A 22,940-nucleotide genomic window follows, 5' to 3' on the forward strand; every position below is an offset into this window, starting at 1 on the left:
GGCGGCGCCCCGCGCCTGTGCACTCATGGTTCGACGATAGCCCGTCACATGCTCACCTCGAGCCGTCGCACCCGCACGCGCTCCGAGGCGCTGAGTCGGAGGCTGCCCTCGTGCCAGTCCGCCGTCACGGCGTGGGATCGGTCGGCGTCGACCCGCCAGGATGCCGGGCGGGACGAGAACGCGAACGCGAGGCGGTCTCCGGGGGTGATCTCCACGGGAACGTACTCGGCGGCAGCGTAGGCCGCCCCTGCCGTGTGATGCCAGAGGCCCTCTGGCAGCGGGGCGGCCACCTGCTCGGAGATCGAGGTCTCCGCCTCGCCGCCCACCCCGGCCCACGCCGGCAGCTGCAGAGCGGGGCGCGCGAACAGTGCATCGAGAACGGCCGTGCGCACGTCGCAGCGCTCGACGGCGACGGCCGCCAGGAACTCCCGCAGAATCCGCCACGCGTGGTCGGGGTCGAGCTGCGCCGTCGGGTCGGCGATCAGCTCCCAGCCTTCGGGGGTGCGCGCGGACAGCGGCGAGGTGAGAGTGTCGAGCTTCTTCCAGGGCCAGAAGTTCCATCCGATCCCGTGGCGCTCGTACAGGCGCGTCGCCGCGTAGATCCACCCGGGCGTGTTCTCGCCGCCTTCGCCCATGTAGATCGGCAGTCCCGCGTCGCGCCGCAGCTGGAGGAAGTCGGCGATGCTCGTCTCGTCGGGGGCGCACCAGTAGCGGTGGAACTGCACGGCCTGGTTCTCGTCGAAGCGCACCCGCACCGGGTCGGGGTTGGTCGCCCAGTGGCTGCCTTCGTACATGAGCAGGTGATTCGGGTCGATCTCGCGGATCGCCGCGGTCAGCTCGCGGTAGAGATCGACGAGCTCGTCCTGGTAGCGGTGCTGCCACTCGTTCGGCAGCGGTTCGTTGAGGAGGTCGTAGCCGAGCACGGTCTCGCTGTCGCGGAAGCGACGGGCGATCTCGCGCCATAGCGCCACCGTCTGCGCGCGGTAGTGCTCCGCCATGAACAGTTCCGGGATGCCGTGCGGCGAATCGTCGATGTTCGTTCCGGTCTGCCCGCCGGGAGCGCCGTGCAGATCGATCAGTACCCGCAGCCCGTGGCGCTCCGCCCACTCGACCGCCCGGGCGATCAGTGCGAAGCCGTCCTCTTGGAAGCTCCCGTCATCGGCGATCACGCCGCGCGCGTTGAGAGGCAGGCGGACGTGATCGAACCCCAGCTGCGCGATGAGCGCGAAGTCCCTCTCGGTGACGAACTCGTCCCGGAACCGGCGCCAGAACTCGGCCGCCCGCGCGGTGCCGACCAGCTCGGCGATCCGCGCTTCGATCTGGCGCGGAGAGGCCAGCTCGTCGCCGAAAAGCCACATGTACCCTTCCGCGAGCAGCCAATTGCCGAGTCCCACGCCGCGAAGGAGCAGCGGTCCCTCGTCGTCGACGAGCTCTGTGCCGACGGCGCGGACGAAACCGCGGGGGCGACGGGGTGGTGTCATGGTGTTCCTCACGGGACGGATGCTCACTTCAGACCGGACAGGGCGAAGCCTTGGACGACGTAGCGCTGGAAGACGACGAAGACGATGAGGATGGGCACGACCATCAGCGTCGACGCCGCCATCTGCAGCGACGGGTTGGTGGAGATCTGCTGATTGAGCAGCGAGATTCCCACCGAGAGGGTGTAGAGCCCCTGGTCATTGGCGATGATCAGCGGCCACAGGAAGCTGTTCCATCCCGCGATGAAGGTGAGCACCACCTGCACGGCCAGGATCGGTCCCGACATGGGCAGGATGATCCGGAAGAAGATGCGCCACTCTCCCGCGCCGTCCATCCGTGCGGCCTCGAGGATCTCCGTCGGGATCGTCGCCATGAACTGCCGGAACAGGAACACGGCGAAACCCGACACCAGCATCGGCAGCGCGATGCCGATGAGCGTGTTCGTGAGCTTCATCCCGTTGAGGATGAGGTAGCTCGGGATCATCGTGACCTGGCCGGGGATCATCATCGTCACCAGCACCAGGAAGAACAGGGCATCCCTGCCGGGGAAGGCGAACTTGGCGAAGCCGTAGCCGGCCGCCGCCATCAGCAGCAGGCCCACCATGCAGATGACGACGATGAGCAGTGTGTTCAGGAGGTAGCGCCCGAAGTCCAGCTCGGTGAAGAGCTGGATGAAGTACTCGAGCGTCGGATTGCGCGGCAGCAGCTGCGGGGGGAACGCGACGGACTCGCTGCGCGGCTTGACGGAGGCGAAGATCATCCACAGGAACGGGAACGCGGTGATGAGTGCGCCGACGGTCAGCAGCGCGCCGATCACGATGGTGCCGGTGCGGCCGCGGCGCCGTCCGGCTCGGGTGCCCCGTCGTGCGTCCGACGTCTTCGCGAGGCCCCGTCGGCCGCGGGTGATGAGCTCAGTGGTCGACATCGGACCTCCTCAGGCGCAGCTGGACGATGGTGATCGTCGCGATGATCGCGACGAGGACGACCGAGCCCGCACTGGCGTAGCCGAACTGACTCGACGAGAAGCCCTTCTGATAGAGAAAGAGCGCGATCGACGTCGACGAACCCAGCGGTCCGCCCTTGGTGAGCACGAAGGGTTCGTCGAAGAACTGCAGCCATGCGATGACGGTGGTGATGGTGACGAAGAAGATGGCGAAGCGCAGCAGGGGGAGCACGATCGAGACGATGCGGCGCACCCCCGATGCGCCGTCGATCGCCGCCGCCTCCAGGTACTCCTTCGGCACGCCTTGCAGGGCCGCGAGGAAGATGATGACGTTCAGCCCGAGGCCGCGCCATACGGCGACCAGCCCGACGGAGAACTTCACGACCGTGGGGTCGGAGAGCCAGGGAACCGGCGGCAGCCCGACGAGCGAGAGCAGGTAGTTGAACAGGCCGAACTGTGTGTTGTAGAGGTAGCCCCATACGAGGGCCACGGCCACGATCGCGGTGATGGCCGGGACGAAGTAGAACGAGCGCAGCGCGCGGAAGAAGCGGCCCTGCGAGCTGTTGAGCGCGAGCGCGATCGCCAGGGAGAGGACGATCACGCTGGGTACCCCGACGACCGCGAACAGAGCGGTGTTGCCGAGGGCCTGCCAGAAGTCGGGGTCGGCGAACAGCGCCGTGTAGTTGTCGCCGCCGATGAACTGGATCCGCGACCAGTTTCCCAGGCCCGCGAGATTCATGTCGGTGAAGCTCACGAGGAGCGCCACGGCGATGGGCAGGATGCCGAAGACGATGAGCAGGAGCATCGCCGGGGCGATGAACGTATAGGGGACGATGCGGTTCTTCATGGCCTCGTGGCCGGGGGTGCGCGGTGATCGGGTCACCGCGCACCCCCGGAGCTCAGTTCGCGGGGGTCCCGGCGGTGGTCGTGAACAGCGTCTTCAGTGCGTCGTCGCGGTTCGCGCCGGTGAGCACGATCGAGTTGAGCGCGTCGAGCACCGCCTTGCCCGTCTCACCGTCCCAGTTCGGCACGAGCGGCAGCAGGCGGGAGGACGCGAGCTGCTTCGTGTAGACCGACACCATGGGGTCGCCGGTCAGCGCGCTGTCGGCGAGCGCCTTCTTCACTGTCGGCAGCTGCCCGTCGGACTGGTACCAGCTCACCTGCACGTCGGGCTGCGAGAGGTAATCGAGCAGCTGAAGTGCGCCGTCCTTGTTCTTCGTGGAGCCCCAGACTCCGAGGTTCGACCCGGCGAGCAGCGACGTGTCCTTCGCTCCGGACGGCACGGTGGTCACGTTCCACTTCCCGGCCAGCTCCGGCGCCGACTGCGAGATGGCGGCCGCAAGGTAGGGACCGCTGACGAGCATCGGCGTGCTTCCCGTGATGAAGCCCTGCGTCTGGTCGAAGTCGCTGTTGGTGGGCACGCTCTTGTCGGCGTAGAGGCCGGTGTACAGGTCGACCGCCTTACCGAACGCGGGCGTATCGAAGTCGATCTTGCCCTGGCTGTCGACGATGTCGCCGCCCTGGTCCCACGTCATGATCACGGGCAGTGCGCTGTCCCATTGGGGGATGTAGTAACCGTACGAGCCGTCACCGCGGCCGGCCAGTGTCTTCGCGTCGGCGCGCAGCTGATCCCAGGTCGCCGGCGGAGTGCTGATACCCGCTGCCTGGAGGATGTCGCTGCGGTAGAAGAGAACGCGCGTGTCCGACACCCACGGCACGGAGACGACCTTGCCCCCGATGGCGGTCGCATCTCCGGCGACGCCGTCGACGAAGTTGGATGCCGCGAGGTTCTCGTGACCCGACAGTGCCGCGTCGTCGAGGGTGAGCAGTGCGCCGCTGTCGGCATACGTGCGCAGCTTGGAGAGTCCGATCTGCAGCACGTCGGGGCCGTCGCCCGAAGCGACCGCTGTCGTGAACTTCTGGTCGACGCTGTCCCAGGGGATGGCGACGGTCTTCACGTCGATTCCCGTCTTGTCTTCGAACGGCTTGACCAGCGCATCGAAGTGGGCAGAGCTGTCGCCCATGACCCAGACGGTCAGTTCCTTGGCGGCGGTGCCGCCGTCGGCGGGTGCGGATGACGAGCATCCGGCGAGGGTGGCGGCCGTCAGGGCGGCGGTGCCCAGCGCGAGCCAGCGCATTCTCTTCATCGAGAGGTCCTTTCGGGGTGCAGGAGGTGCGGTGTCGAATCGGGATTCGGCGGCGAGAGGACGGGAAGAGACTCCCTCGTCCTTTCTCTACGACTTAGATTAAGGCATGTCCGATTGTCTGGCAAGAGGCGGAGCGGCGAAACGAGCGCAGGGGGCCGCCACGTCGCGACCCCCTGCGCCGATCGTCGTCAGTACGACGAATAGACCGTCACCTCGTCGATAGACCACCACTGCGGCGCCACGCCCGTCTGGGTGATGCGGATGTACCGCGCGCTGACCGGTGCGATCGAGATCGGACGCTTCCATCCGTAGGCGATGCCCGTGGCGGCTGTCGTCCACGAGGAGCCGTCGAGGGAGGTCTCGACGGTGAATCCGCGCGGATAGTCCCACGTCGACGAGCTGTCGGTCTGCACCGTGACCATCGCGACCGTGCGGGTCGAGCCCATGTCGATGCGGTACCACTCCCCGCCCGCCATGGCCTGGCCGCTCTTCCACGATGTGCCGTTGGCGCCATCGATGCCCGCACTCGGCGAGCTGCCCGCCGCGGTCGTGGACGCCGTCGCGGTCCAGCCGGTGTGGCTCACCGCGGACGGGGCGAACGTCGACAAGCCGCCGGCGTACTTGGCGATGGTGGCGACGAACCGCGCGTTCTGCGTGAAGTTGGCGGTTGCGAACTGCGACAGCTTCGACTGGAAGGTCGCCGCATCGTCACTGTTGATGACCGGCACGGGCTTGCGGTCGTCGTAGTACATGCCCCAGTAGGCGAAGCCGTCCTCGGCCGAGCCCTTGACCTTATATGACCAGTTCGACCACGACACCTGCGAGGCGTTGAGTCCCGCCATGAACCGTGCCCAGACGTCGTCGTTGTAGTACAGGGAGTATTCGCCGTAGAGGATCGGCACCCCCGGATTCGAGAGCTTCGCAGCCAGTCCGCCCAGTTCGTTCGTGACGAGTTGGTTCTGGGCCGTCCAGTCCTTCGAGTTCGGCATGTCGTACGGGTGGTATTCGTAGACGACGTTCGTCCACCCGTAGGTCGACGGCGGTGCGATCTTGTCCAGGCCGAAGAACGCGCCGAGGAAGATCGCGTGATCCGCATCGATGGCACGTACGGCGGTGTACAGCCGGTTGTAGTAGTCGCTCTTCTGGGCCACATCGTCGCTGTCTTCGTTGTAGTCGATCAGCGGCTCGTTGATGAGGTCGTAGCCGGCCACCGCGGGGTTGCCGTTGTAGCGCGTCGCGATCTTCTTCCAGATGTCCTCCACCCAGTTCTGATAGGTCGCGCTGCCCCAGAACCCGTTGGGGTTGGGTCCGATGCGACCGCACGAGCCCCACGGGCAGCCGCCGCCCGGCACCGTGTGGAGGTCGATGAGGACATAGATTCCGCGCGCCGCGGCTTCGTTCACGACCCAGTCGATCTTCGACCACGGATTCGACTTCCAGGTGCCGTCGAGATTGAGGAACACGTTCCACCCGATCGGCACACGGATGAAGTTCATTCCCGTGGCCTGGATCGCGTCGAGGTCGTTCGCCGTGAACCATGTGTCCTGATGCGTGCCGACGACCGAGGCGGTCGTCGTCGCGCCGAAGCGTGCGGTCATCGTGTTCGTCAGCGAGTAGTCGTCGTTGTAGAGCCCGGCGGTGAGCTCGCCAATCGACCACCAGTTGCCTGCGGAGCCGGTCTGGGTGAGGCGGAAGTACCGTGCTGCCTGAGCCGTGAACCCGATGGTCGACGCCTTCTTGGTTCCCGCCCCGGTTGCGACAGTGCTCCAGGAGGACCCGTCGCGTGAGAGCTGGAGCGTGTACCCGCGCGGCCAGTCGTCCTCGTCGGTGGTGTTCTTCGCGGTGTCGGTCGTGACGTTGTTCAGCGTGATGAGCGCGCCCATGTCCACGGTGACGGCCTGACCCGGCGCCTGGGCCGCACCGGTGGTCCACCGCGTCGAGGTGGTGCCGTCGATCATGTTCGACGGGGAGGCGCCCAGCGAGGAGGTGACGACCCATCCGCCGCGATCGAGGGAGGTTCCGCTCGAGATCGCGACCTCGGCCACCGACCACCACTGCGACGAGGTGCCGTTCGAGGTGATCCGAAGATAGCGACCGTTCTTGGTCCCTTGGAAGTCGGCCTGCACGACGCGATTCGCGCCGTAGCCGCTCGCGACCTTCGTCCAGTTCGCGTTGTCGTAGGACGTGAAGACGTCGTAGACCCGCGGGTAGTCGTTCGCGGTGGTCGCGCCCGCATCGAACAGGACTTTGTCCATGTCCACGTTGCGCCCGAGATCGATCGTCAACGACTGCCCGGGCGCCTGCGGGGCACCGCTCTGCCACACCGTGGAGACGTTGCCGTCGAGCGTCATCTGGGCGTTCGTGCCGGGGGCGTTGGAGGTCGCCGTCGCGGTATGCGTGCCGTTGAACAGGACCGGGTCGCTGTAGAGGTTGATCTCACCGACCGACCACGCAGCGGCCGCGGCGCCGGTCTGTGTCACCCGCACGTAACGCGCGACCTGCGGGGCGAACTTCACCGTCGTGAGACCGTCCGTGCCGGGCTGGGTCGCCACGCTGGTCCAGGTCGAGCCGTTGGACGATGTCTCGATGTTGAGTGCTCGCGGCCACTGGCCGGCGTTGGCGGTGTTGTCGATGGTGAGCCGGTTGAAGAGAGTGGGCGCCCCCAGGTCGAGACGAATCCACTCCCCGCCGGCCTGATTCGCGCCGGTCGTCCACCGGCTGGTTCCCGATCCGTCGAGGGCGTTGGCCGGTGCTCCCGCGGACGCGGTTGCACTCCAGCCGGTGCGGTCGGCGGCGAACTCGCCGAGGGGCGACATCCAGTCCTCCTGGGTGAGCCATCCGCCGATGTTCGTGCCGCGGAGGTTCACCGCGGCGCCGGTCCCCGATGATTTCTTCAGGACGTTGCCGCTGGCTTTGAGGAAGTCGGCGGAGGTGAGGGCGGCGGCATGCGCCGCCGTCACGGGTAGGACGGCAGTGGCCGCCACGGCCGCAGCTGTCACCAGCGCGGCGAGAACACGTCGTTTCACGATCCTCCTTGATCAGTGCGGAGCATGGCTGCGCTCCGTCGCTGGTCAGCATCGCGAGACGACGTCTACTTTGTCAAGGACTTAAAATAAGCCCAGCACTTACTGGGGCTCAGAGAGCGGCATCCTGCTTCGGGATGAAGACCTTCTTGATGATCAGCAGGATGGAGGCGGTCACGGGAATCGCGACGAGCGCGCCGAGCAGGCCCATGAGCGTCCCCCCGACGAGCGCGCCGATCACGACGAGGGCTCCCGGCACCGCGATGGCCTTGTTCATCACCTTCGGCGTGAGCACGTATGCCTCGAGCTGCATGTAGACCAGATACGCGACGGCGAAGATGAGCGCCGACAGGGGCTGGCGAAGAGGGCGACCACCGAGGCGATGCCCCAGAACAGCACGGTTCCGACGAGCGGAATGATCGTGAGGCAGAAGGCGACCACCGCCATCAGTGCGGGGAAGGGGAGGCCGAGAACCGTGTACAGGATGAAGCTCACGACCGCGTTGAAGAAGGCGAGCACGACCATGCCGCCCAGGTAGCCGCCGACCGACTCCGTGATCTGCTCGGTCAGATCGGCTGTCAGTGCGCGACTGCGGGCGGGCACCATGCGGTAGAACGCCTGCTTGATCTCCGGCAATGACGCGAGGAAGTACAGGCTCAGCACGATGATGATGATGATCCCGGAGATCGTCGTGCCGATGGAGATGCCGATCTGCAGCACGCCCCCGCCGATCGCCGCCAGATGGCCCGGATCGGTGAGGAACTTCTGCACCTCGGCGACGATCGCGGGCACCTGGTCGCCGAACTGATCACGTGCCCAGTGGTAGAGGTCGGTCTGCTGGAACGACGTCACGAGAGTCGGGACGTCCGTGATGAACTGGGCGATCTGGCGCACCACCGTGGGCACGATGAGCCACAGCACGGCAACGAGCAGCAGCGCCAGGGCGAAGTACACGATCACGATCGCCCAGGCTCTGCCGACGCCGTGCCGCTGCAGGCGCTGCACGACGGGGTTGAGTCCGAGAGCGACGAACAGGGCGAAGGCGACGTAGATCCACACCGTGACCAAGCTGGTGACGGCCATGCCCAGCAGGATCGCCACCAGGCCGCCGAGCGTCAGGAAGAAGCCCACGACGAAGGGGCGGTTCAGGGTCGTCCACACCGCGCGTCCCGTGTGTGAGCGATGCGCAGCAGCCTCGGACGACACCGCACCGTCGGTCGTTCTCGCCCGGTCGGAGTCCGCCGCGGTCTTCGCCCCACGCCGGAGGGAACGCGGCCGGGGCTCGTTGGATGCTGCTGCCATGGTCACACTCTAGGGCTGTCAGCGGATGTCGCTGGGAGAGGCGGTAATGTCGGCGAGGACGAGAGGAAGCCCATGACCGACGCCGCCGTTCACCTGCAGCGCCTGCGTGCCAGCATCGACAACATCGACGCGGCGCTGATCTTCATGCTCGCCGAACGCTTCCGGTGCACGCAGCAGGTCGGCGTGCTCAAGGCGGAGCATCGGATGCCGGCATCCGACCCCGCTCGCGAAGAGCAGCAGATCGCGCGTCTGCGTCGCCTCGCTCTCGAGGCCGACCTCGATCCCGAGTTCGCCGAGAAGTGGTTCAACTTCGTCGTCGCCGAGGTCATCCGACACCACACCGCGGCGGCCGCCGCCGACTGATTCCGGCGCCCGTCCGGCGGCCTCGATGCGTCAGGGGATGGCGCGGCGCAGCGTGAGGAACGACGCGGCACCCAGCACGCACGTCAGCACGGCCAGCACCGCGGTCAGCCCCATCGGCCCCAGGTCGGCGAGCCACGTCCACACCGTCGCCCAGGCATCCATCCGCCCGACGAGCCACAGGGCGGCGATCAGCAGAACCCCCACGCCCGACAGCGTGAGCGTCAGCCCGAGAGCGCCGAAGCGGCGGTAGAGCGTCGCGCCCCAGAACCCGGCCACGAAGAGCACCATCGCCACCACGGCGAAGAAGAGCCCGGCGCCCCCGGGGCCGGCGGTCCACACCCAGTCCAGCGAGAAGAAGTAGCCGTTGACACCCCATCCGCCCGTGGCGCGTTCGATCGCGCCGCCGACGGCGAAGACGGCGCCCAGCAGGACGGCCGTCACCAGTGCCGCGAGCATCGTGCCGAAGAAGAACTCCCGGCGCGTGATGCTGAGGGCCTGCGAGAACGGGAAGGTGTAGCTCAGCGACATGATGCCCAGGCCGAAGAAATACCAGATCGGAGCCTGGCTTCCGCCGCCGTACTTCGCCCCGCCGTAGGGGATGAGCGCGAAGATCGCGATCGAGAGCACGAGGCTGACGACGAGGATGAGCAGCGGCAGCCACACGAACGTGTACTTGTTGACGAACTGCATCCGGGTGACGGTGAAGACCCGATTCATCGGCGTGCTCCTTCGGCGGTGGTGGCTGCGGCGGCGTTCGCCGTGGCCGAGGATTCGGCATCGTGCTGGGTCAGGCGGACGATCAGCTGCTGCAGAGAGACCGCACCCACCTCGAGCCCGGATGCCGCGAGCTGCGCCCGGTCCTGGATGCCGAGTTCGCCGAGAACCGTCGCGCTGGCCACGCGGCCGAGGCTCTCGCGGTGCAGTACCTCGCGTCCCGCGGTGAAGGCGTCGACGGCGACGGCGTCGCCGATGATCGTCGAGGCCCGGCCGCGGACGGCATCGGTCTCCTCGTCGAGGATGATGCGCCCGCGATCGATGACGATCACCCGTTCGATGAGGTCGGCGACCTCGTCGATGAGGTGACTGGACAGCACGATGGTGCGGGGATGGTCGGCGTAGTCGGCCAGGAGGCGGTCGTAGAAGATCTGGCGCGCGACGGCATCCAGTCCGAGGTAGGGCTCGTCGAAGAACGTCAGCTCGGCGCGCGAGGCGAGTCCGATGATGACACCGACCGCCGACCGCTGCCCGCGCGAGAGCTTCTTGATCCGCGTCTTCATGGGCAGCTGGAACGCATCGATGAGCTCGTCCGCGAGCTCCTGGTTCCAGTGCGGGAAGAACATCGCCGCCATCCGGAAGGCGTGGACAGGCCGGGCGTCGTCGGGATAGCGCTGACTCTCGCGCACGAAGCAGATCCGGCCTAGCACACGGCTGTTCTCGTACGGGTTCTCGCCGAAGACGCTGACCTCGCCGCTCGTCGCGAAGTTCTGGGCGGTCAGGATCGACATCAGGGTTGTCTTGCCGGCGCCGTTGCGGCCCAGCAGGCCGTAGATGACGTTGGCTTCGAGCGTCAGCGACACCCCATCCAGGGCGGCGGCGTTCCTATAGCGCTTGACGAGATCGGTCACCTGGACGACGGTCATCGGGCGCCTCCTTCCGTGGTCGATGTGATGTGGGCGGCCGCGTGGTCGCGGACCATCGTTGCGAGTTCGTCGGCACTGAGGCCGAGCGTGTGAGCTTCTGCGAGCAGAGGCTCGATGAACCGGGCGGCGAAGGCGGCACGCCGCTCGGCCCGCAGGCTCTCGCGGGCGCCGACGGCCACGAACATGCCGATTCCACGGCGCTTGACGAGCACGCCCTTCTCCACGAGCATGTTCACTCCTTTCGCGGCCGTGGCCGGGTTGATGCGGTAGAACGCCGCCAGTTCGTTGGTCGACGGCGCGCGTGTGTCTTCGGGAAGGCTCCCGTCCACGATGGAGTCCTCGACGCTCTCGGCGATCTGCACGAAGAGCGCTCGTCCCTCATCGATCACGTGGCCTCCCGGCATCCAGTGAATTGGTTAGTTACTTGACTAAGTAACCATATAACGCTGGCGACGTCAAGCGCTGCCGGAGCGCCTCCGCCTTCGCGTGCGCGCGATAGCGAGAAGTCGGCGTCGCGTCCAATTTGCGTGCGCATTCACCCGGATGAAACGGTGGTGGCGGCCCCCACGCGGGGTCGACCCCAGACCAGTCCGCGACCGCTGTCGTGCCCGTTGGCACCGGCGGACGTAAGGTCGGCGGCCTGTGCCCGGATCCGATGTCCGGTGCCGAGCGCTCTGCCCGAGCGCGAGTGGCCGTCACCCGGGCGTGACCGATGCAGCCTGTGCACCGGGCTGCCGAGGTGTTCTGTGACCGACGCTGTTTCTGCTGCGCCCCTGTTGGAGGCGCGGCATCTGTTCAAAGTCTTCGGGCGTGATCCGAAGGATGCCGTGGCGCGCCTGCGCGCGGGTCACTCCCGCGCCGACGTGGCCGACGCCGGCACCGCGGCCGTGGTGGACGCGAGCTTCACGGTGAACCGTGGCGAGATCTTCGTCATCATGGGGTTGTCCGGCTCGGGCAAGTCCACGATCATCCGCATGCTCAACGGCCTGCTGACCCCCACCGCCGGCGAGGTGACCATCGCCGGCCGCAACGTCACCACGGCCTCGCCGGCACAGCTGCGCACCATCCGCCGCGAGTCGGTGTCGATGGTCTTCCAGCACTTCGCCCTGCTGCCGCACCTGAGCGTGCTCGACAACGCGGCGTACGCGCTGGAGATCCAGGGCGTCGGCAAGACCGAGCGCCGCGAACGTGCGCGTGACATCCTCGAGCGCGTGGGCCTCGGCGATCGCGCCGATGCGCTTCCCGACCAGCTCTCCGGCGGCATGCGTCAGCGGGTCGGCATCGCTCGCGCCCTGACGGCCGGCACCGACATCCTGCTGATGGACGAGGCCTTCTCGGCGCTCGACCCGCTCATCCGCCGCGAGATGCAGGAGCAGCTGGTGGAGCTGCAGCGCGAGCTCGGCCGCACGATCGTGTTCATCACGCACGACCTCAACGAGGCGATGTTCCTCGGCGACCGCATCGCCGTGATGCGTGACGGTCGCATCGTGCAGAACGGCACACCGGAAGAGATCCTGACCGACCCGGCCAACGACTACGTGGCGCAGTTCGTTCAGGACGTCGACCGGGCGCGCGTGCTCACGGCATCCGCCGTCATGGAGCCGCCGTCGCTGTCGACGCCGATCACGGCGGGCGTGCGCGGGGCACTGCGCACGATGCGTGAGAACCAGGCCGGTGCCGTGTTCGCGACCGAGAACCGCCGCCTCGTGGGCGTGGTCACCGACCGGGCGGTGATCCGAGCGGTGAAGTCGGGCGAGAGCGACCTGCGGCGCATCGTCGACACCCACGTGCCGACGGTCGGTCCCGACGACCTGCTCACCGACATCGTCGAGACCGCCGTGGAGGCGTCCGTTCCCCTGGCCGTCGTCGACGATCAGGGACGCCTGCGTGGAGTCATCCCGCGCATCACACTGCTCGCCGCTCTCGGCAACGTTCCGGCGACGACGCGCGAGATGGCGGTCGTGCAGACCCCGCTGGAGATGGTGGCCGAGTTCACGCCGCTGGTGGATGCCGCGACGGAGGGAGAGCGCTGATGGACGGGTTCCGCATTCCGGTGGGCCAGTGGGCCGAGACGGTCGTCGATGTCGTCGGCGACGCGCTGCGCGGACTGTTCGACGCGGTGGCGCTCGTTCTGGGCGCCGTCTACGACGCGGTGGACGCCGTGCTCATGGCGCCGCCGTTCTGGCTGCTGATCGTCGTGCTCGCCGCGGCGGCGTTCGCCGTGAGCGGCTGGCGCCTGGCGCTGGGCACCGCCCTCGGCCTGCTCGTGATCGTGGGCGTCGATCAGTGGGACAACGCGATGGACACCCTCGCCCTGGTCATCGTCGCGGCGCTCGTCGCGATCGTGATCGCGATCCCCGTCGGCATCTGGGCCGCCCGCAGCGACGCCGTCTCGCGCATCGTGCGCCCCGTGCTCGACTTCCTGCAGACGATGCCCGCCTTCGTCTACCTCATCCCCGCGATCATCTTCTTCGGCGTCGGGGCGGTGCCGGGCATGATCGCGACGATCCTCTTCGCGATCGCCCCCGGCGTGCGGCTGACCGAACTCGGCATCCGGGGCGTCGACAGCGAGGTCGTGGAGGCGGGGTACGCGTTCGGGGCTTCGCCGGTGCGTGTGCTGCGGCAGATTCAGATCCCGCTGGCGCTGCCGTCGATCATGGCCGGCGTCAACCAGGTGATCATGCTGAGTCTCTCGATGGTCGTCATCGCGGGCATGGTCGGCGCCGGCGGACTCGGCGGCGAGATCGTTCGCGCCATCGGGCGCATCAACGTGGGCCTGGGCTTCGAAGCCGGCCTGTCGGTCGTCATGATCGCGATGATCCTCGACCGTCTGACTTCGGCGCTGGGCCGGCCTCGTGCCCCGCGCCGGGCGGGCGCGGTTCGCCGCACCCGCAACGGCGGGGCGACGGCCCGCCCCAGCCGCGGAGAGTCCGCGGCTGACACCGACCGATCCGCGGACAGCACGCGGATGGAGAGGACGTCAGCATGAACAAGACCAAGAGCATCCTGGGCGGTATCGCCCTGAGCGCCGCCGCAGCGCTCACCCTGAGCGGCTGTGCCGGCGGCACGGGAGGCGTGGGCGGTTCCGACGCGAAGTCGATCGAGATCGCCGTGTTCAACGGGTGGGACGAGGGCATCGCCGCGTCGTACCTGTGGCAGTCGATCCTCGAGGACAAGGGCTATGACGTGAAGCTCACGTTCGCCGACGTCGCGCCCGTCTACCAGGGCCTCGCTCGCGGCGACTTCGACCTCGTGCTGGACACCTGGCTGCCCACCACGCACGCCGACTACATGGAGCGCTACGGCGACAAGGTCGACGACCTCGGGGCCTGGAACGACGACGCGCGACTCACCGTCGCCGTCAACGCCGACGCGCCGATCGACTCGCTCGATCAGCTGGCCGCGGCATCCGACCAGTTCGGCGGTCGCATCGTCGGCATCGAACCGGGCTCGGGGCTCATGCGCATCACCGGCGACGATGTCGTTCCCGGCTACGGGCTCGAGGGGATGGAACTCGTGGAGTCGTCTACGCCGGCCATGCTCGCCGAGCTCAAGAAGGCGACGGATGCCGGGCAGAACATCGCGGTGACGCTGTGGCGGCCGCACTGGGCGTACAACGCGTTCCCGGTGAAGGACCTCGCCGACCCGAAGGGTCTGCTGGGGGATGCCGAGAGCATCCACTCGGTGGCGGCGAGCTCGTTCGCGAAGGACCACCCCGAGGTGCACGGCTGGATCTCGAACTTCACGATGCCCACCGACACGCTCGCCTCGCTCGAGAACGCGATGTTCAACGAGTACAGCGGTGACGACTACGCGCCGGTGATCAAGAAGTGGATCGCCGAGAACCAGGAGTGGGTCGACGGCCTCACGTCCTGACGATCGCGGTCAGGAACGGGGTCCGGCGTCTGCCGGGCCCCGTTCGTCGTCGGGGGTCGGCTGCGGACGCTCGAGCTGCAGGGCGACCTTGGTCTCGAGACGCTCGACGGCCTCGTCGGAGAGGGCCAGCAGACCGTCGACCTCCTCCCGCACCCGGCGATAGGCGACCTGACGCTCCGCCGGGGTCGCGGACTGGTCGAGCGCGACGGCCAGCAGCTGTTGCGCCGTGGCCAGACGCTTGCGCTCGGCATCGCTGAACTGGGAGTCACGCACGCGCCGGGCGTCACGCTCGGCGAGATCGAACGCGACCTCGTAATCGGTGACGGCGCCGCGGTACTCGGCGACCTGTTCCGCGCTGACCCGCGCATCCGCCGACGCCGGGCGCAGCCTGTCGGCGATCTTCTTGGCGCGCAGGAACGCGGCGGTCAGGGGCTGCCGCCCGTCGCTCATGGTGGGAAAGGCGATCATACGAGCGACGTCGAGCTCGTACTCCAGCCAGCGCGCGGTGACGTCGTCGTGCACCGCGAAGAGTTTCTCGAGCTGGTCGGGCAGCGGTGACGGCTTCGTGATCGGTTGTGGTTCGCCGGCGCTGCTGACCCGTGTGGACGCGGTGACGGACTTCAGTTCGGCCTTCGCCCGCATGACCTCGAGCCGGCGCGCGTGACGGCGCTGCGCCAGCACGTCCCAGCGACGCACGACGCCGCCGGCGACGCCGAGAAGGGGAAACACCAGCCACCAGTAGCTGCCGGCGAAGGTCCAGAAGTGATCCACGGGCTTACCTTACGCGCGCGGGCGCCCGGGGACGGGCCACACGTGACGGCCGTCATCACCGTCGGCATCCGGACCGCTCGCGGTGCCGGCTCCGGTCGCCGTGCCCGAGGATGCCGTGGTGCGCGTCGCCGGCGACGCGCGCGCCGCCACCACCCGGGCCAGCGCTTCGGTGCCGCGCGCGAGGGCGGTCTGCGTCAGGCTCTGGGCGATGATCGTCCATTGCTCGCGCACCGGGGCGCCCGTGGTCCTGGCATCCGGGTCTCCGGGCTGGGGACGCGCGGGAGCGTCGCCCGCGGCGCGCGCCTGCCGCCAGGCCTCGGCCTCGGCCACGGCGAAGGCGCGCCCGGCGGCGGCCACCGCGTCGCGGTACGCGGTGAACTGCGCGGGCGTGACGCGGGCGTGCGCGGAGGCCGGACGCTGCTCCCGCGCCGCCTTGTCAGCGGCGAGGAAGGCGGCGGTCAGCGGCTGGCGCGCATCGGTCATCGCGGGGAAGGCGATGAGCCGCGCCGGATCGGTCTCATAGGTCATCCATCGGGCGATGATCTCGTCGTGTGCCCGCATCATGCGCGCGACCGGTAGGTGGGCGTCGTCGCCGGCCGCCGGCAGCGCGGCCCGCGCGGCGGTCACGTGCGCGCGCCGCGACCGGGCCGTCGCCGTCGCGACGCGGACCTCGTCGGTGGCGCGGTCGAGCTGCCGCCGCGCCGCGGCGACATCTGTCGCACTCGCGCGACCGGTCGCGCGCTCGGCCTGCAGCCGATCGAGCTCTGTGCGCGCCACCCGCACCGCGGCACGGGCTGTCGCCGCATCGCGCTTCGCCGTTCGCAGCTCCAGCCGGGCCGCGTCGAGCTCGATACGCCGGCGACGCTCGCGCCGTTCGCGGCGCAGCCCGAGCCAGCCGAGGGCGCCGGTGCCGATCGTCGCCGGCCCGATCCACCAGAACTCGGCGATCGTCGCCCAGAGCGGATCCACGACCTCAGCCTACCGAGGCCGGCTGGGAGCGCTCGCAGAGAGGGATGCCGCGGCATCCGCCCCTCGCCCGCACGCGTGAACGTCGACGAACTCCGCAGATTGTGACGAACTCCGCACGCATCCGGGCACGCGGGTGCGGAGTACGTGCCTGTGTGCGGAGTTCGTGGGGCGGCTCAGCCGAAGAGCAACGCGAGCACCGTGGCGCCGCCGCCGACGAGGATCAGCGCGACGATCGTGACCCAGGCGATGATGCGGGTGCGGCGCGTGCGCGCCTCGTTCATGCCCTCGTACTCGTCCTGCTCGCTCATGCGCCTCAGCCTACGGGCTCGACGACCGTCGGTCCGAAGGCGGCCGGCAGTGTCGCCTGCGAGCGCGCCCGCAGCTCCGAGACCGCAACCGTGAACACGTCCTGCACCTCGAGGGCGTTCTCTGCGGTGTCGGCGGTCGCGTCGGTGACGCCGATGCGCAGTACCGGATAGCCCCGGCCCTCGCACAGTCCGCGGAACTTCACGTCCTCCTCGCGCGGCACCGAGACGATGACGCGGCCGGTGGACTCGCTGAACAGGGCGGTCGCGGCATCCACGCCGTCGCGCTCCATGATCTCGCGCAGCCAGACGCGGGCGCCGACGCCGAAACGCGTCACCGCTTCGGCCAGGGCCTGGGCGAGTCCGCCCGACGAGAGGTCGTGGGCGCTGGAGACGAGCTCCTGCTGGGATGCCGCGTGGATGAGCTCCGCGAGACGCTTCTCCTGGGCGAGGTCGACCGCCGGCGGACGTCCGCCGAGGTGGCCGTGCACGGTCTCGGCCCACGCCGAGCCGCTCAGCTCGGTGGCCGTGACGCCCAGCAGGTAGATGTTCTCGCCGGCATCCTGCCAGCCGCTCGGAATGCGGCGGGCGACGTCGTCGATGATGCCGAGCACGCCGACGACGGGCGTCGGGAAGATCGGGGTGTCGCCGGTCTGGTTGTAGAAGCTGACGTTGCCGCCGGTGACCGGGACGCCGAGCTCGAGGCACGCGTCGGCAAGACCGTCGACGGCCTGGCCGAACTGCCACATGACCTCGGGGTTCTCCGGGCTGCCGAAGTTGAGGCAGTCGGTCACGGCGGTCGGAACGGCGCCCGTGACGGCGACGTTGCGGTACGCCTCGGCGAGGGCCAGCTGCGCGCCCGCGTAGGGGTCGAGCTGGCAGAAGCGCCCGTTGCAGTCGGTGGCGATGGCGAAGCCCAGGCCGCTCTCCTCGTCGACGCGGATCATGCCGGCGTCGTCGGGGAAGCTGAGGGCGGTGTTGCCCATGACGTAGTAGTCGTACTGGTTGGTCACCCAGCTCGTGTCGGCGAGGTTCGGGCTGCCGAGCAGATCGAGGAACTGCGTGCGCAGGGTGGCGGGGTCGTCGGTGCGCGGCAGGGCGGATGCCGAGTCGTCGCGCAGGGCGTCGATCCAGGTCGGGTAGGCCACGGGGCGCTCGTAGACCGGGCCGTCGACCGCGACCGTGGATGGGTCGACGTCGACGATCTGCTCGCCGTGCCAGAAGATCTGCAGGCGGCCGTCGCCGGTCACCTCGCCGAGCACGCTGGTCTCGACATCCCATTTGCCGGTCACGGCCAGGAACGCGTCGAGCTTCTCGGGCGCGACGATCGCCATCATGCGCTCCTGGCTCTCGCTCATGAGGATCTCTTCCGGCGTGAGCGTGGGGTCGCGCAGCAGCACGTTCTCGAGGTCGACGCGCATGCCCGAGCCGCCGTTGGCGGCCAGCTCGCTCGTGGCGCAGGAGATACCCGCGGCGCCGAGGTCCTGGATCGCCTCGACGAGCTCGTCGCGGTACAGCTCGAGGCAGCACTCGATGAGCACCTTCTCGGCGAACGGGTCGCCGACCTGGACGGCGGGACGCTTGGTCGGGCCGCCGTCGGCGAAGGTGTCGGACGCGAGGATCGATGCGCCGCCGATGCCGTCGCCGCCCGTGCGGGCGCCGAAGAGCACGACCTTGTTGCCCGCGCCGGTGGCGTTGGCGAGCTTGATGTCCTCGTGGCGCATGACGCCGACCGCGAGGGCGTTGACCAGCGGGTTGCCCTGGTAGACGGCGTCGAACACCGTCTCGCCGCCGATGTTCGGCAGGCCCAGGCAGTTCGCATAGAAGCTGATGCCGCTGACCACACCGTGCACGACGCGGGCGGTGTCGGGGTTGTCGATCGCGCCGAAACGGAGCTGGTCCATGACGGCCACCGGACGGGCGCCCATCGAGATGATGTCGCGGACGATGCCGCCCACACCGGTTGCGGCGCCCTGGAAGGGCTCGATGTAGCTCGGGTGGTTGTGGCTCTCGACCTTGAAGGTGACCGCCCAGCCCTCGCCGACGTCGACGACACCCGCGTTCTGGCCCATGCCGACCATGAGGCGTGCCTTCATCTCCTCGGAGACCTTCTGCCCGAAGCGGCGCAGGTAGATCTTCGACGACTTGTAGGAGCAGTGCTCGCTCCACATCACGGAGTACATCGCCAGCTCGCCGCTGGTGGGGCGCCGGCCGAGGATCTGCTTGATCTGGTCGTACTCGTCGCTCTTGAGGCCGAGCGCCGCGTAGGGCTGCTCCTTCTCCGGCGTCTGGACGGCGTTCTCGACAGTGTCTGCGACCTTGCTGTCGGATGCGGGGGTGCTCACGCGGCGGGACTCCAAGACTCGGGTGCCGGGGACGGCCTCAGTCTAGCCGGGCGGCCGTCGACCGGGCGGCGCGGGTCGGGCCGTGCCGTTCAGGCCTCGTCGTCGATCACGCCGATGCCGACGGCGTGATGGCTGGGCTCGGCGGCCTGCGGCAGCGTGGGCTCGGTCGGGTGCGGCGCGAGCGGCTCGTCGGGATGCGGCGCCAGCGGCTCTTCGGGATGCGGCGCCAAGGGCTCCTCGCCCGGCTCCTTCTCCGTGCTCGGCGCGGTCAGCTCTTCAGTGTCGGGCTCGGTCGTCGCGGGCGCGTCTTCGGTTCCCACACCAGGCGTGTTGTCGGGGGATGTGTGCGGGTCGGTCATGTGGTCCTCCTGCGTCATGACCTCCACTGTTCGCCGCCATCGGCGGTGACGCACGGGGGTTGACAAGAGGGCTCGTGGATGTTGCCGCTGCGACGTATCCTCGCCCCCATGACCGGACTCACCCCGTATCTCTCCTTCGACGGCACGGCTCGCGCGGCCCTCGAGTTCTACCGCGGGGTGTTCGGCGGCGAGCTCGTCCTCGCGACGTTCGGCGATTTCGGGCGCGACGACGGGCCCGCCGACCACATCGCGCACGGCATGCTGCAGGGTCCCGTCGAGCTGTTCGCGTCGGATGCCGCTCCCGGCGAGCCGACTCTGGAGCTTCGCGGCATCCTGTTCTCCCTCTTGGGCACCGCCGAGCCGGCGACGCTCGAGGAGTGGTTCGCGGCGCTCGCCGAGGGCGGCGACGTGCTCGACCCACTCGCGCTGCGACCCTGGGGCGACCATGACGGTCAGGTGCGCGACCGGTTCGGGGTGGCCTGGCTCATCGGCTACCAGGGATGAGCGACCCGGTCGACCGGCTTCGCGCCCGCGCGGCGGAGCTCGACGCGTTGTGGGCGCGGCTGGACGCCGACGAGGCGTCGGTGCTCTCCGACCGTGCCGACGCGACCGCCGACGACGAGCACGATCCGGAGGGGTCGACCCTGTCGAGCGAGTGGCAGCGCATCGATGCGCTTCGTCGTTCCGTGCTCGACGAGCGGGCGGAGGTCGACGCCGCGCTCGCCCGCGTGGATGCCGGGACCTACGGCATCTGCGTCGTCTGCGGGAACGTGATCGCCCCGGGCCGGTTGGAAGCCCGGCCGATGGCCACGACCTGCATCGACTGCGCCGCCTGACCCTTAGCGCCCGCGAGGTGGACGACTCGGCGGTCTCACGCACCAGGCGGAAGAGGACGGCTGCGTCAAGGGTGAGCAATCCGGTGAACCCGCCCTGACCGCTTCGTTCGGTCGGGCCCGCTCCGGATCTTCGGAGCGCTCCCTGCCCGGTCACGGCGTTCACAACTCCGGAACGGTGGCCAGCAGACCCCGCGACGCGCCGAGGTCGCGCCATGATGGCCACGAATCTCCGGACTTGTGAACGGCAGGGCGGCCGGCGCTCGCCCGACCGGTGTCGGGAACGTCGACGAGTGTCGGGAACGCGGTGAGATGACACTGAATGTCACGAGGATCGCCAAACTTAGCGGGAACGGCGCAACTTTGTCGTGACACTTTCCCGACGCATGTCGCACTCTTCGTCCACGTTGCGCTTGGACGAGCAGACAGCAGCCATCGAGATCCGGGAATCGACGAGCGCTGTTTGTGACTCGTGCCATTGCCAGTGAGCCTCGATCCGATGGCGCAGAAGTGATCCTTGACCTCCTTTCAGCTCACCCATCCGCTTTGGTGCGCCTTCACGTCGAAATTGTCAGGGGTAGGTGGGAGTCGTCGAAGTCTCAGGATTGACTCGCGGCAGAGACGAGGACAGGCGATACACATTCCGACCTGGCGCGCTTGTTCGACATGGTCGCCCCGCGCGCCCGGTCGAGGACTCTGGACGGCGAGCACGCATTAGAGACCGTCCGCGACCACGCTCATCCGGGCGGTGCCTGCTAACGGATCGAGTTAGGCGCGCCGCTCGCCAGCGGCGCCTACCTCAGCCTTCTGACAACAGCCGTTCCGCCGGCGAGGACGAGGACTCCGGTACTCGGGTCCCCATGCCCATCTGTGTATTGAGAGCGAGCATCGCTGTTCGCTCGTCGTCACGCGGCGCGGCCTCATCCTTGGTTGGGCCCCGTGTGAAGCGGAAGCTGACAGGGCCGGTACCCTAGCGGGGACGCCGCCGGCGCGTCTGTCATATCGTCGATATGTCCCGTCAACGGCAGCGTGTGAAAGAGGAGAGATATGGGATTGTTCGATCGCCTTTTCGGCCGCAGGCCGAACTCTTCGCTGACGCGGACCGGTGTCGATGCGGAGCAGATCCCAGACAGCCCGTACTCGACCGCGCTGAGCGGAATCGGTGTGAAGCCCGGCGACACGGTGCACATGGTGTGCCCAACGTGTGCGGCGTCGTTCGTGCTGGAGTTACCCGCAACCAATGCGGCACGGACTCCGTCGGTATTTGATGGCAAAGTGTCGGTCACCTGCGCGAACCACTGCTTCGCCGACTCGACATTGGCCGATTTCGATCCGCGCCCGTTGAAGGCCACGCCGGTGGGTTGGTTCGAGAACCGCCACTGCACGCGGTACTGGACGGACACACCGGCGTCGCGATGCCCAGTCTGCGGGATCGAGAACTATCGGGAGACCCTCAACCGAGTCGTCGGCGAGATCGATCGTCTGCCGACCAGCGCGGATCAGCCTTCGCTAGTCAACCTCGCCAAGGACCTGGTCGCCACTTTCGACGGAGTCATGCGGGCGATGGTGCAGGGGCACGCCGCCAACCTGCGGGACGCCCTGTCGCAGGTAACCGAGGCTGAGATCGCCGGCCGGCCGGTGCTGACGACGAGCGCTGATCTGGCGGAGACTATCTCGCGGTGGCCCGGCACCATCTCGTTCCAGAATCTGGGTGGGGCGCGCAAGAACCTCATCGAGGGGACATGCACATGCGCGCCGCAGCATCGCGGGCAGCAGGTCAGTTCGTGCCCAACCGGTACCGACATCGAGACATGGGTCAATGGCCAGTTAGGTGCCGATGCGTGGCGCGATGCGGGCCGTGTCTTCCAGAAGCGGCATCTCTACCAGCACGGGCTCGGCGCAGCCGACGCGAAGTACCTTGCGGCCACCGGAGACCACGAGTTCCGAGTCGGTCAACTGGTAGCGGTCCGACGAGATGAACTGCAGGTGTCAGCCCACGCCTGCTCCGTCATCGCCAAACACTTCTTCGGGCTCTACCTGTCGTAGCAGTCGATCACCGAGCTGCGGACAGACTTGGACGCGTTCCGGCAGCACTGCAACACCGAACGTCTCCAGCCCCAATAGACTTGATCGGGGACTGCTGATGGTTCGGTTGACTCGTCTTGTTTGGGGCTTCAGGCCGCGTGAGTGGCCGGTGTGTTGACTATCTCGGACTCGATAGGTGTGAGCCTTCTGAGGCGTCGTTGCCGGCGTAGCACTTGTGTCACCAGAGCGTTCCCGACAGGAGTGTCGGAACGGGGTGAGATGACACGGGGTGTCATGCATTTCGTCCCACTCGTTGGCCTGCAAGTCGTCTTTGCCGTGGCACTTTCCCGACGGGTGGTGGTCAGCGGAGCGCGCCTCAGGCAGCAGCCCTCCCGCATCCATAACCGCGTTCACTGACCGATCGTCGACAACAAGCTCCCTCGCAAGGGGAACCTCAGTATGGGTGTTCCTGCGTTCGTTCCACCATAGAGACTTGTGTCGGCGACGCTCCAATCTGACGCATAAACGGCGGGCGAAAACGAGGCCACCCAGAGCAGATT

Annotated in this window: 22 protein-coding genes; 7 read left to right on the plus strand and 15 right to left on the minus strand. The window is 68.1% G+C overall.

Annotated features, from left to right (window positions below):
• Positions 1-44: 44 nt before the first annotated feature.
• The 7 genes from AS96_RS09195 to AS96_RS09220 form a co-directional block, all read right to left on the minus strand.
• On the minus strand, positions 45-1,481 hold the full coding sequence (locus tag AS96_RS09195) for a glycoside hydrolase family 5 protein (RefSeq protein ID WP_036288782.1): 1,437 nt from the start codon (positions 1,479-1,481) through the stop codon (positions 45-47).
• 23 nt (positions 1,482-1,504) lie between these two features.
• Positions 1,505-2,404, minus strand: a complete 900-nt coding sequence (locus tag AS96_RS09200; RefSeq protein ID WP_036288785.1) for a carbohydrate ABC transporter permease — start codon at positions 2,402-2,404, stop codon at positions 1,505-1,507.
• Positions 2,391-3,305 carry a carbohydrate ABC transporter permease gene (locus tag AS96_RS09205; protein ID WP_231477195.1) on the minus strand — a complete coding sequence of 305 codons (915 nt, stop codon included), beginning with the start codon at positions 3,303-3,305 and terminating at the stop codon, positions 2,391-2,393. The genes AS96_RS09200 and AS96_RS09205 overlap by 14 nt, the downstream gene beginning before the upstream one ends.
• Before the next feature lie 16 nt (positions 3,306-3,321).
• A complete protein-coding gene (locus AS96_RS09210) occupies positions 3,322-4,569 on the minus strand; it encodes an extracellular solute-binding protein (RefSeq protein ID WP_231477197.1) in 1,248 nt (415 codons plus the stop codon).
• Positions 4,570-4,757: 188 nt separating this feature from the next.
• On the minus strand, positions 4,758-7,595 hold the full coding sequence (locus tag AS96_RS09215) for a discoidin domain-containing protein (RefSeq protein WP_036288794.1): 2,838 nt from the start codon (positions 7,593-7,595) through the stop codon (positions 4,758-4,760).
• Positions 7,596-7,704: 109 nt separating this feature from the next.
• The gene (locus AS96_RS15970) at positions 7,705-7,905 is read right to left on the minus strand and encodes a hypothetical protein (RefSeq protein ID WP_331280308.1); all 201 of its coding nucleotides are present in this window, start codon (positions 7,903-7,905) and stop codon (positions 7,705-7,707) included.
• Positions 7,869-8,894 (minus strand): AI-2E family transporter, encoded by a 1,026-nt coding sequence (locus AS96_RS09220; protein WP_331280309.1) that lies wholly within the window; start codon positions 8,892-8,894, stop codon positions 7,869-7,871. The genes AS96_RS15970 and AS96_RS09220 overlap by 37 nt, the downstream gene beginning before the upstream one ends.
• Before the next feature lie 72 nt (positions 8,895-8,966).
• Here AS96_RS09220 and AS96_RS09225 point away from each other — a divergent pair, with 72 nt between their 5' ends.
• Entirely contained in the window at positions 8,967-9,257 is a 291-nt protein-coding gene (locus AS96_RS09225; RefSeq protein ID WP_036288797.1) for a chorismate mutase, read from the plus strand.
• Between the two features lie 30 nt (positions 9,258-9,287).
• Here the strand turns inward: AS96_RS09225 and AS96_RS09230 are convergent, their stop codons facing one another.
• The 3 genes from AS96_RS09230 to AS96_RS09240 are packed head-to-tail and all read right to left on the minus strand — an operon-like array spanning position 9,288 to position 11,286.
• Complete coding sequence (locus tag AS96_RS09230; RefSeq protein WP_036288800.1) at positions 9,288-9,974, minus strand: hypothetical protein; 687 nt, start codon at positions 9,972-9,974, stop codon at positions 9,288-9,290.
• Positions 9,971-10,897: an ABC transporter ATP-binding protein gene (locus AS96_RS09235; RefSeq protein ID WP_036288803.1), complete on the minus strand. Its 927-nt coding sequence runs from the start codon at positions 10,895-10,897 to the stop codon at positions 9,971-9,973. The genes AS96_RS09230 and AS96_RS09235 overlap by 4 nt, the downstream gene beginning before the upstream one ends.
• Positions 10,894-11,286, minus strand: coding sequence for a GntR family transcriptional regulator (locus AS96_RS09240; protein WP_036288828.1), 393 nt, complete (start codon positions 11,284-11,286; stop codon positions 10,894-10,896). Before AS96_RS09240 ends, AS96_RS09235 begins: the two co-directional genes overlap by 4 nt.
• Positions 11,287-11,643: 357 nt before the next feature.
• Here AS96_RS09240 and AS96_RS09245 point away from each other — a divergent pair, with 357 nt between their 5' ends.
• The 3 genes from AS96_RS09245 to AS96_RS09255 are packed head-to-tail and all read left to right on the plus strand — an operon-like array spanning position 11,644 to position 14,773.
• Positions 11,644-12,930, plus strand: coding sequence for a quaternary amine ABC transporter ATP-binding protein (locus tag AS96_RS09245; RefSeq protein WP_051498821.1), 1,287 nt, complete (start codon positions 11,644-11,646; stop codon positions 12,928-12,930).
• Positions 12,930-13,886 carry an ABC transporter permease gene (locus AS96_RS09250; protein WP_036288806.1) on the plus strand — a complete coding sequence of 319 codons (957 nt, stop codon included), beginning with the start codon at positions 12,930-12,932 and terminating at the stop codon, positions 13,884-13,886. Before AS96_RS09245 ends, AS96_RS09250 begins: the two co-directional genes overlap by 1 nt.
• The gene (locus AS96_RS09255) at positions 13,883-14,773 is read left to right on the plus strand and encodes a glycine betaine ABC transporter substrate-binding protein (RefSeq protein WP_036288810.1); all 891 of its coding nucleotides are present in this window, start codon (positions 13,883-13,885) and stop codon (positions 14,771-14,773) included. Before AS96_RS09250 ends, AS96_RS09255 begins: the two co-directional genes overlap by 4 nt.
• Before the next feature lie 9 nt (positions 14,774-14,782).
• On the opposite strand, the gene AS96_RS09260 is transcribed toward AS96_RS09255, so the two are convergent.
• From AS96_RS09260 to AS96_RS09275, 5 genes are all read right to left on the minus strand, one after another.
• On the minus strand, positions 14,783-15,544 hold the full coding sequence (locus AS96_RS09260) for a hypothetical protein (RefSeq protein ID WP_036288813.1): 762 nt from the start codon (positions 15,542-15,544) through the stop codon (positions 14,783-14,785).
• 9 nt (positions 15,545-15,553) lie between these two features.
• Positions 15,554-16,513, minus strand: coding sequence for a TolC family protein (locus AS96_RS09265; protein ID WP_081768021.1), 960 nt, complete (start codon positions 16,511-16,513; stop codon positions 15,554-15,556).
• Between the two features lie 173 nt (positions 16,514-16,686).
• Positions 16,687-16,821 carry a hypothetical protein gene (locus AS96_RS15915; protein ID WP_259457186.1) on the minus strand — a complete coding sequence of 45 codons (135 nt, stop codon included), beginning with the start codon at positions 16,819-16,821 and terminating at the stop codon, positions 16,687-16,689.
• A 5-nt stretch (positions 16,822-16,826) separates the two neighbouring features.
• The gene (purL, locus tag AS96_RS09270) at positions 16,827-19,163 is read right to left on the minus strand and encodes a phosphoribosylformylglycinamidine synthase subunit PurL (RefSeq protein WP_036288816.1); all 2,337 of its coding nucleotides are present in this window, start codon (positions 19,161-19,163) and stop codon (positions 16,827-16,829) included.
• A gap of 89 nt (positions 19,164-19,252) precedes the next feature.
• Positions 19,253-19,522: a hypothetical protein gene (locus AS96_RS09275; protein ID WP_036288833.1), complete on the minus strand. Its 270-nt coding sequence runs from the start codon at positions 19,520-19,522 to the stop codon at positions 19,253-19,255.
• 108 nt (positions 19,523-19,630) lie between these two features.
• Between AS96_RS09275 and AS96_RS09280 the strand changes: the two genes are divergently transcribed.
• The 3 genes from AS96_RS09280 (at position 19,631) to AS96_RS09290 (ending at position 22,401) form a co-directional block, all read left to right on the plus strand.
• Positions 19,631-20,026, plus strand: coding sequence for a VOC family protein (locus AS96_RS09280; RefSeq protein WP_036288819.1), 396 nt, complete (start codon positions 19,631-19,633; stop codon positions 20,024-20,026).
• Positions 20,023-20,358: a TraR/DksA family transcriptional regulator gene (locus AS96_RS09285; protein ID WP_036288822.1), complete on the plus strand. Its 336-nt coding sequence runs from the start codon at positions 20,023-20,025 to the stop codon at positions 20,356-20,358. The genes AS96_RS09280 and AS96_RS09285 overlap by 4 nt, the downstream gene beginning before the upstream one ends.
• 1,044 nt (positions 20,359-21,402) lie before the next feature.
• Positions 21,403-22,401, plus strand: a complete 999-nt coding sequence (locus tag AS96_RS09290; protein ID WP_036288825.1) for a hypothetical protein — start codon at positions 21,403-21,405, stop codon at positions 22,399-22,401.
• The last annotated feature ends 539 nt before the right edge of the window (positions 22,402-22,940 follow it).

It is taken from the genome of Microbacterium sp. MRS-1 (genome assembly GCF_000585455.1).
GTDB classification, from domain to species: Bacteria; Actinomycetota; Actinomycetes; order Actinomycetales; family Microbacteriaceae; genus Microbacterium; species Microbacterium laevaniformans.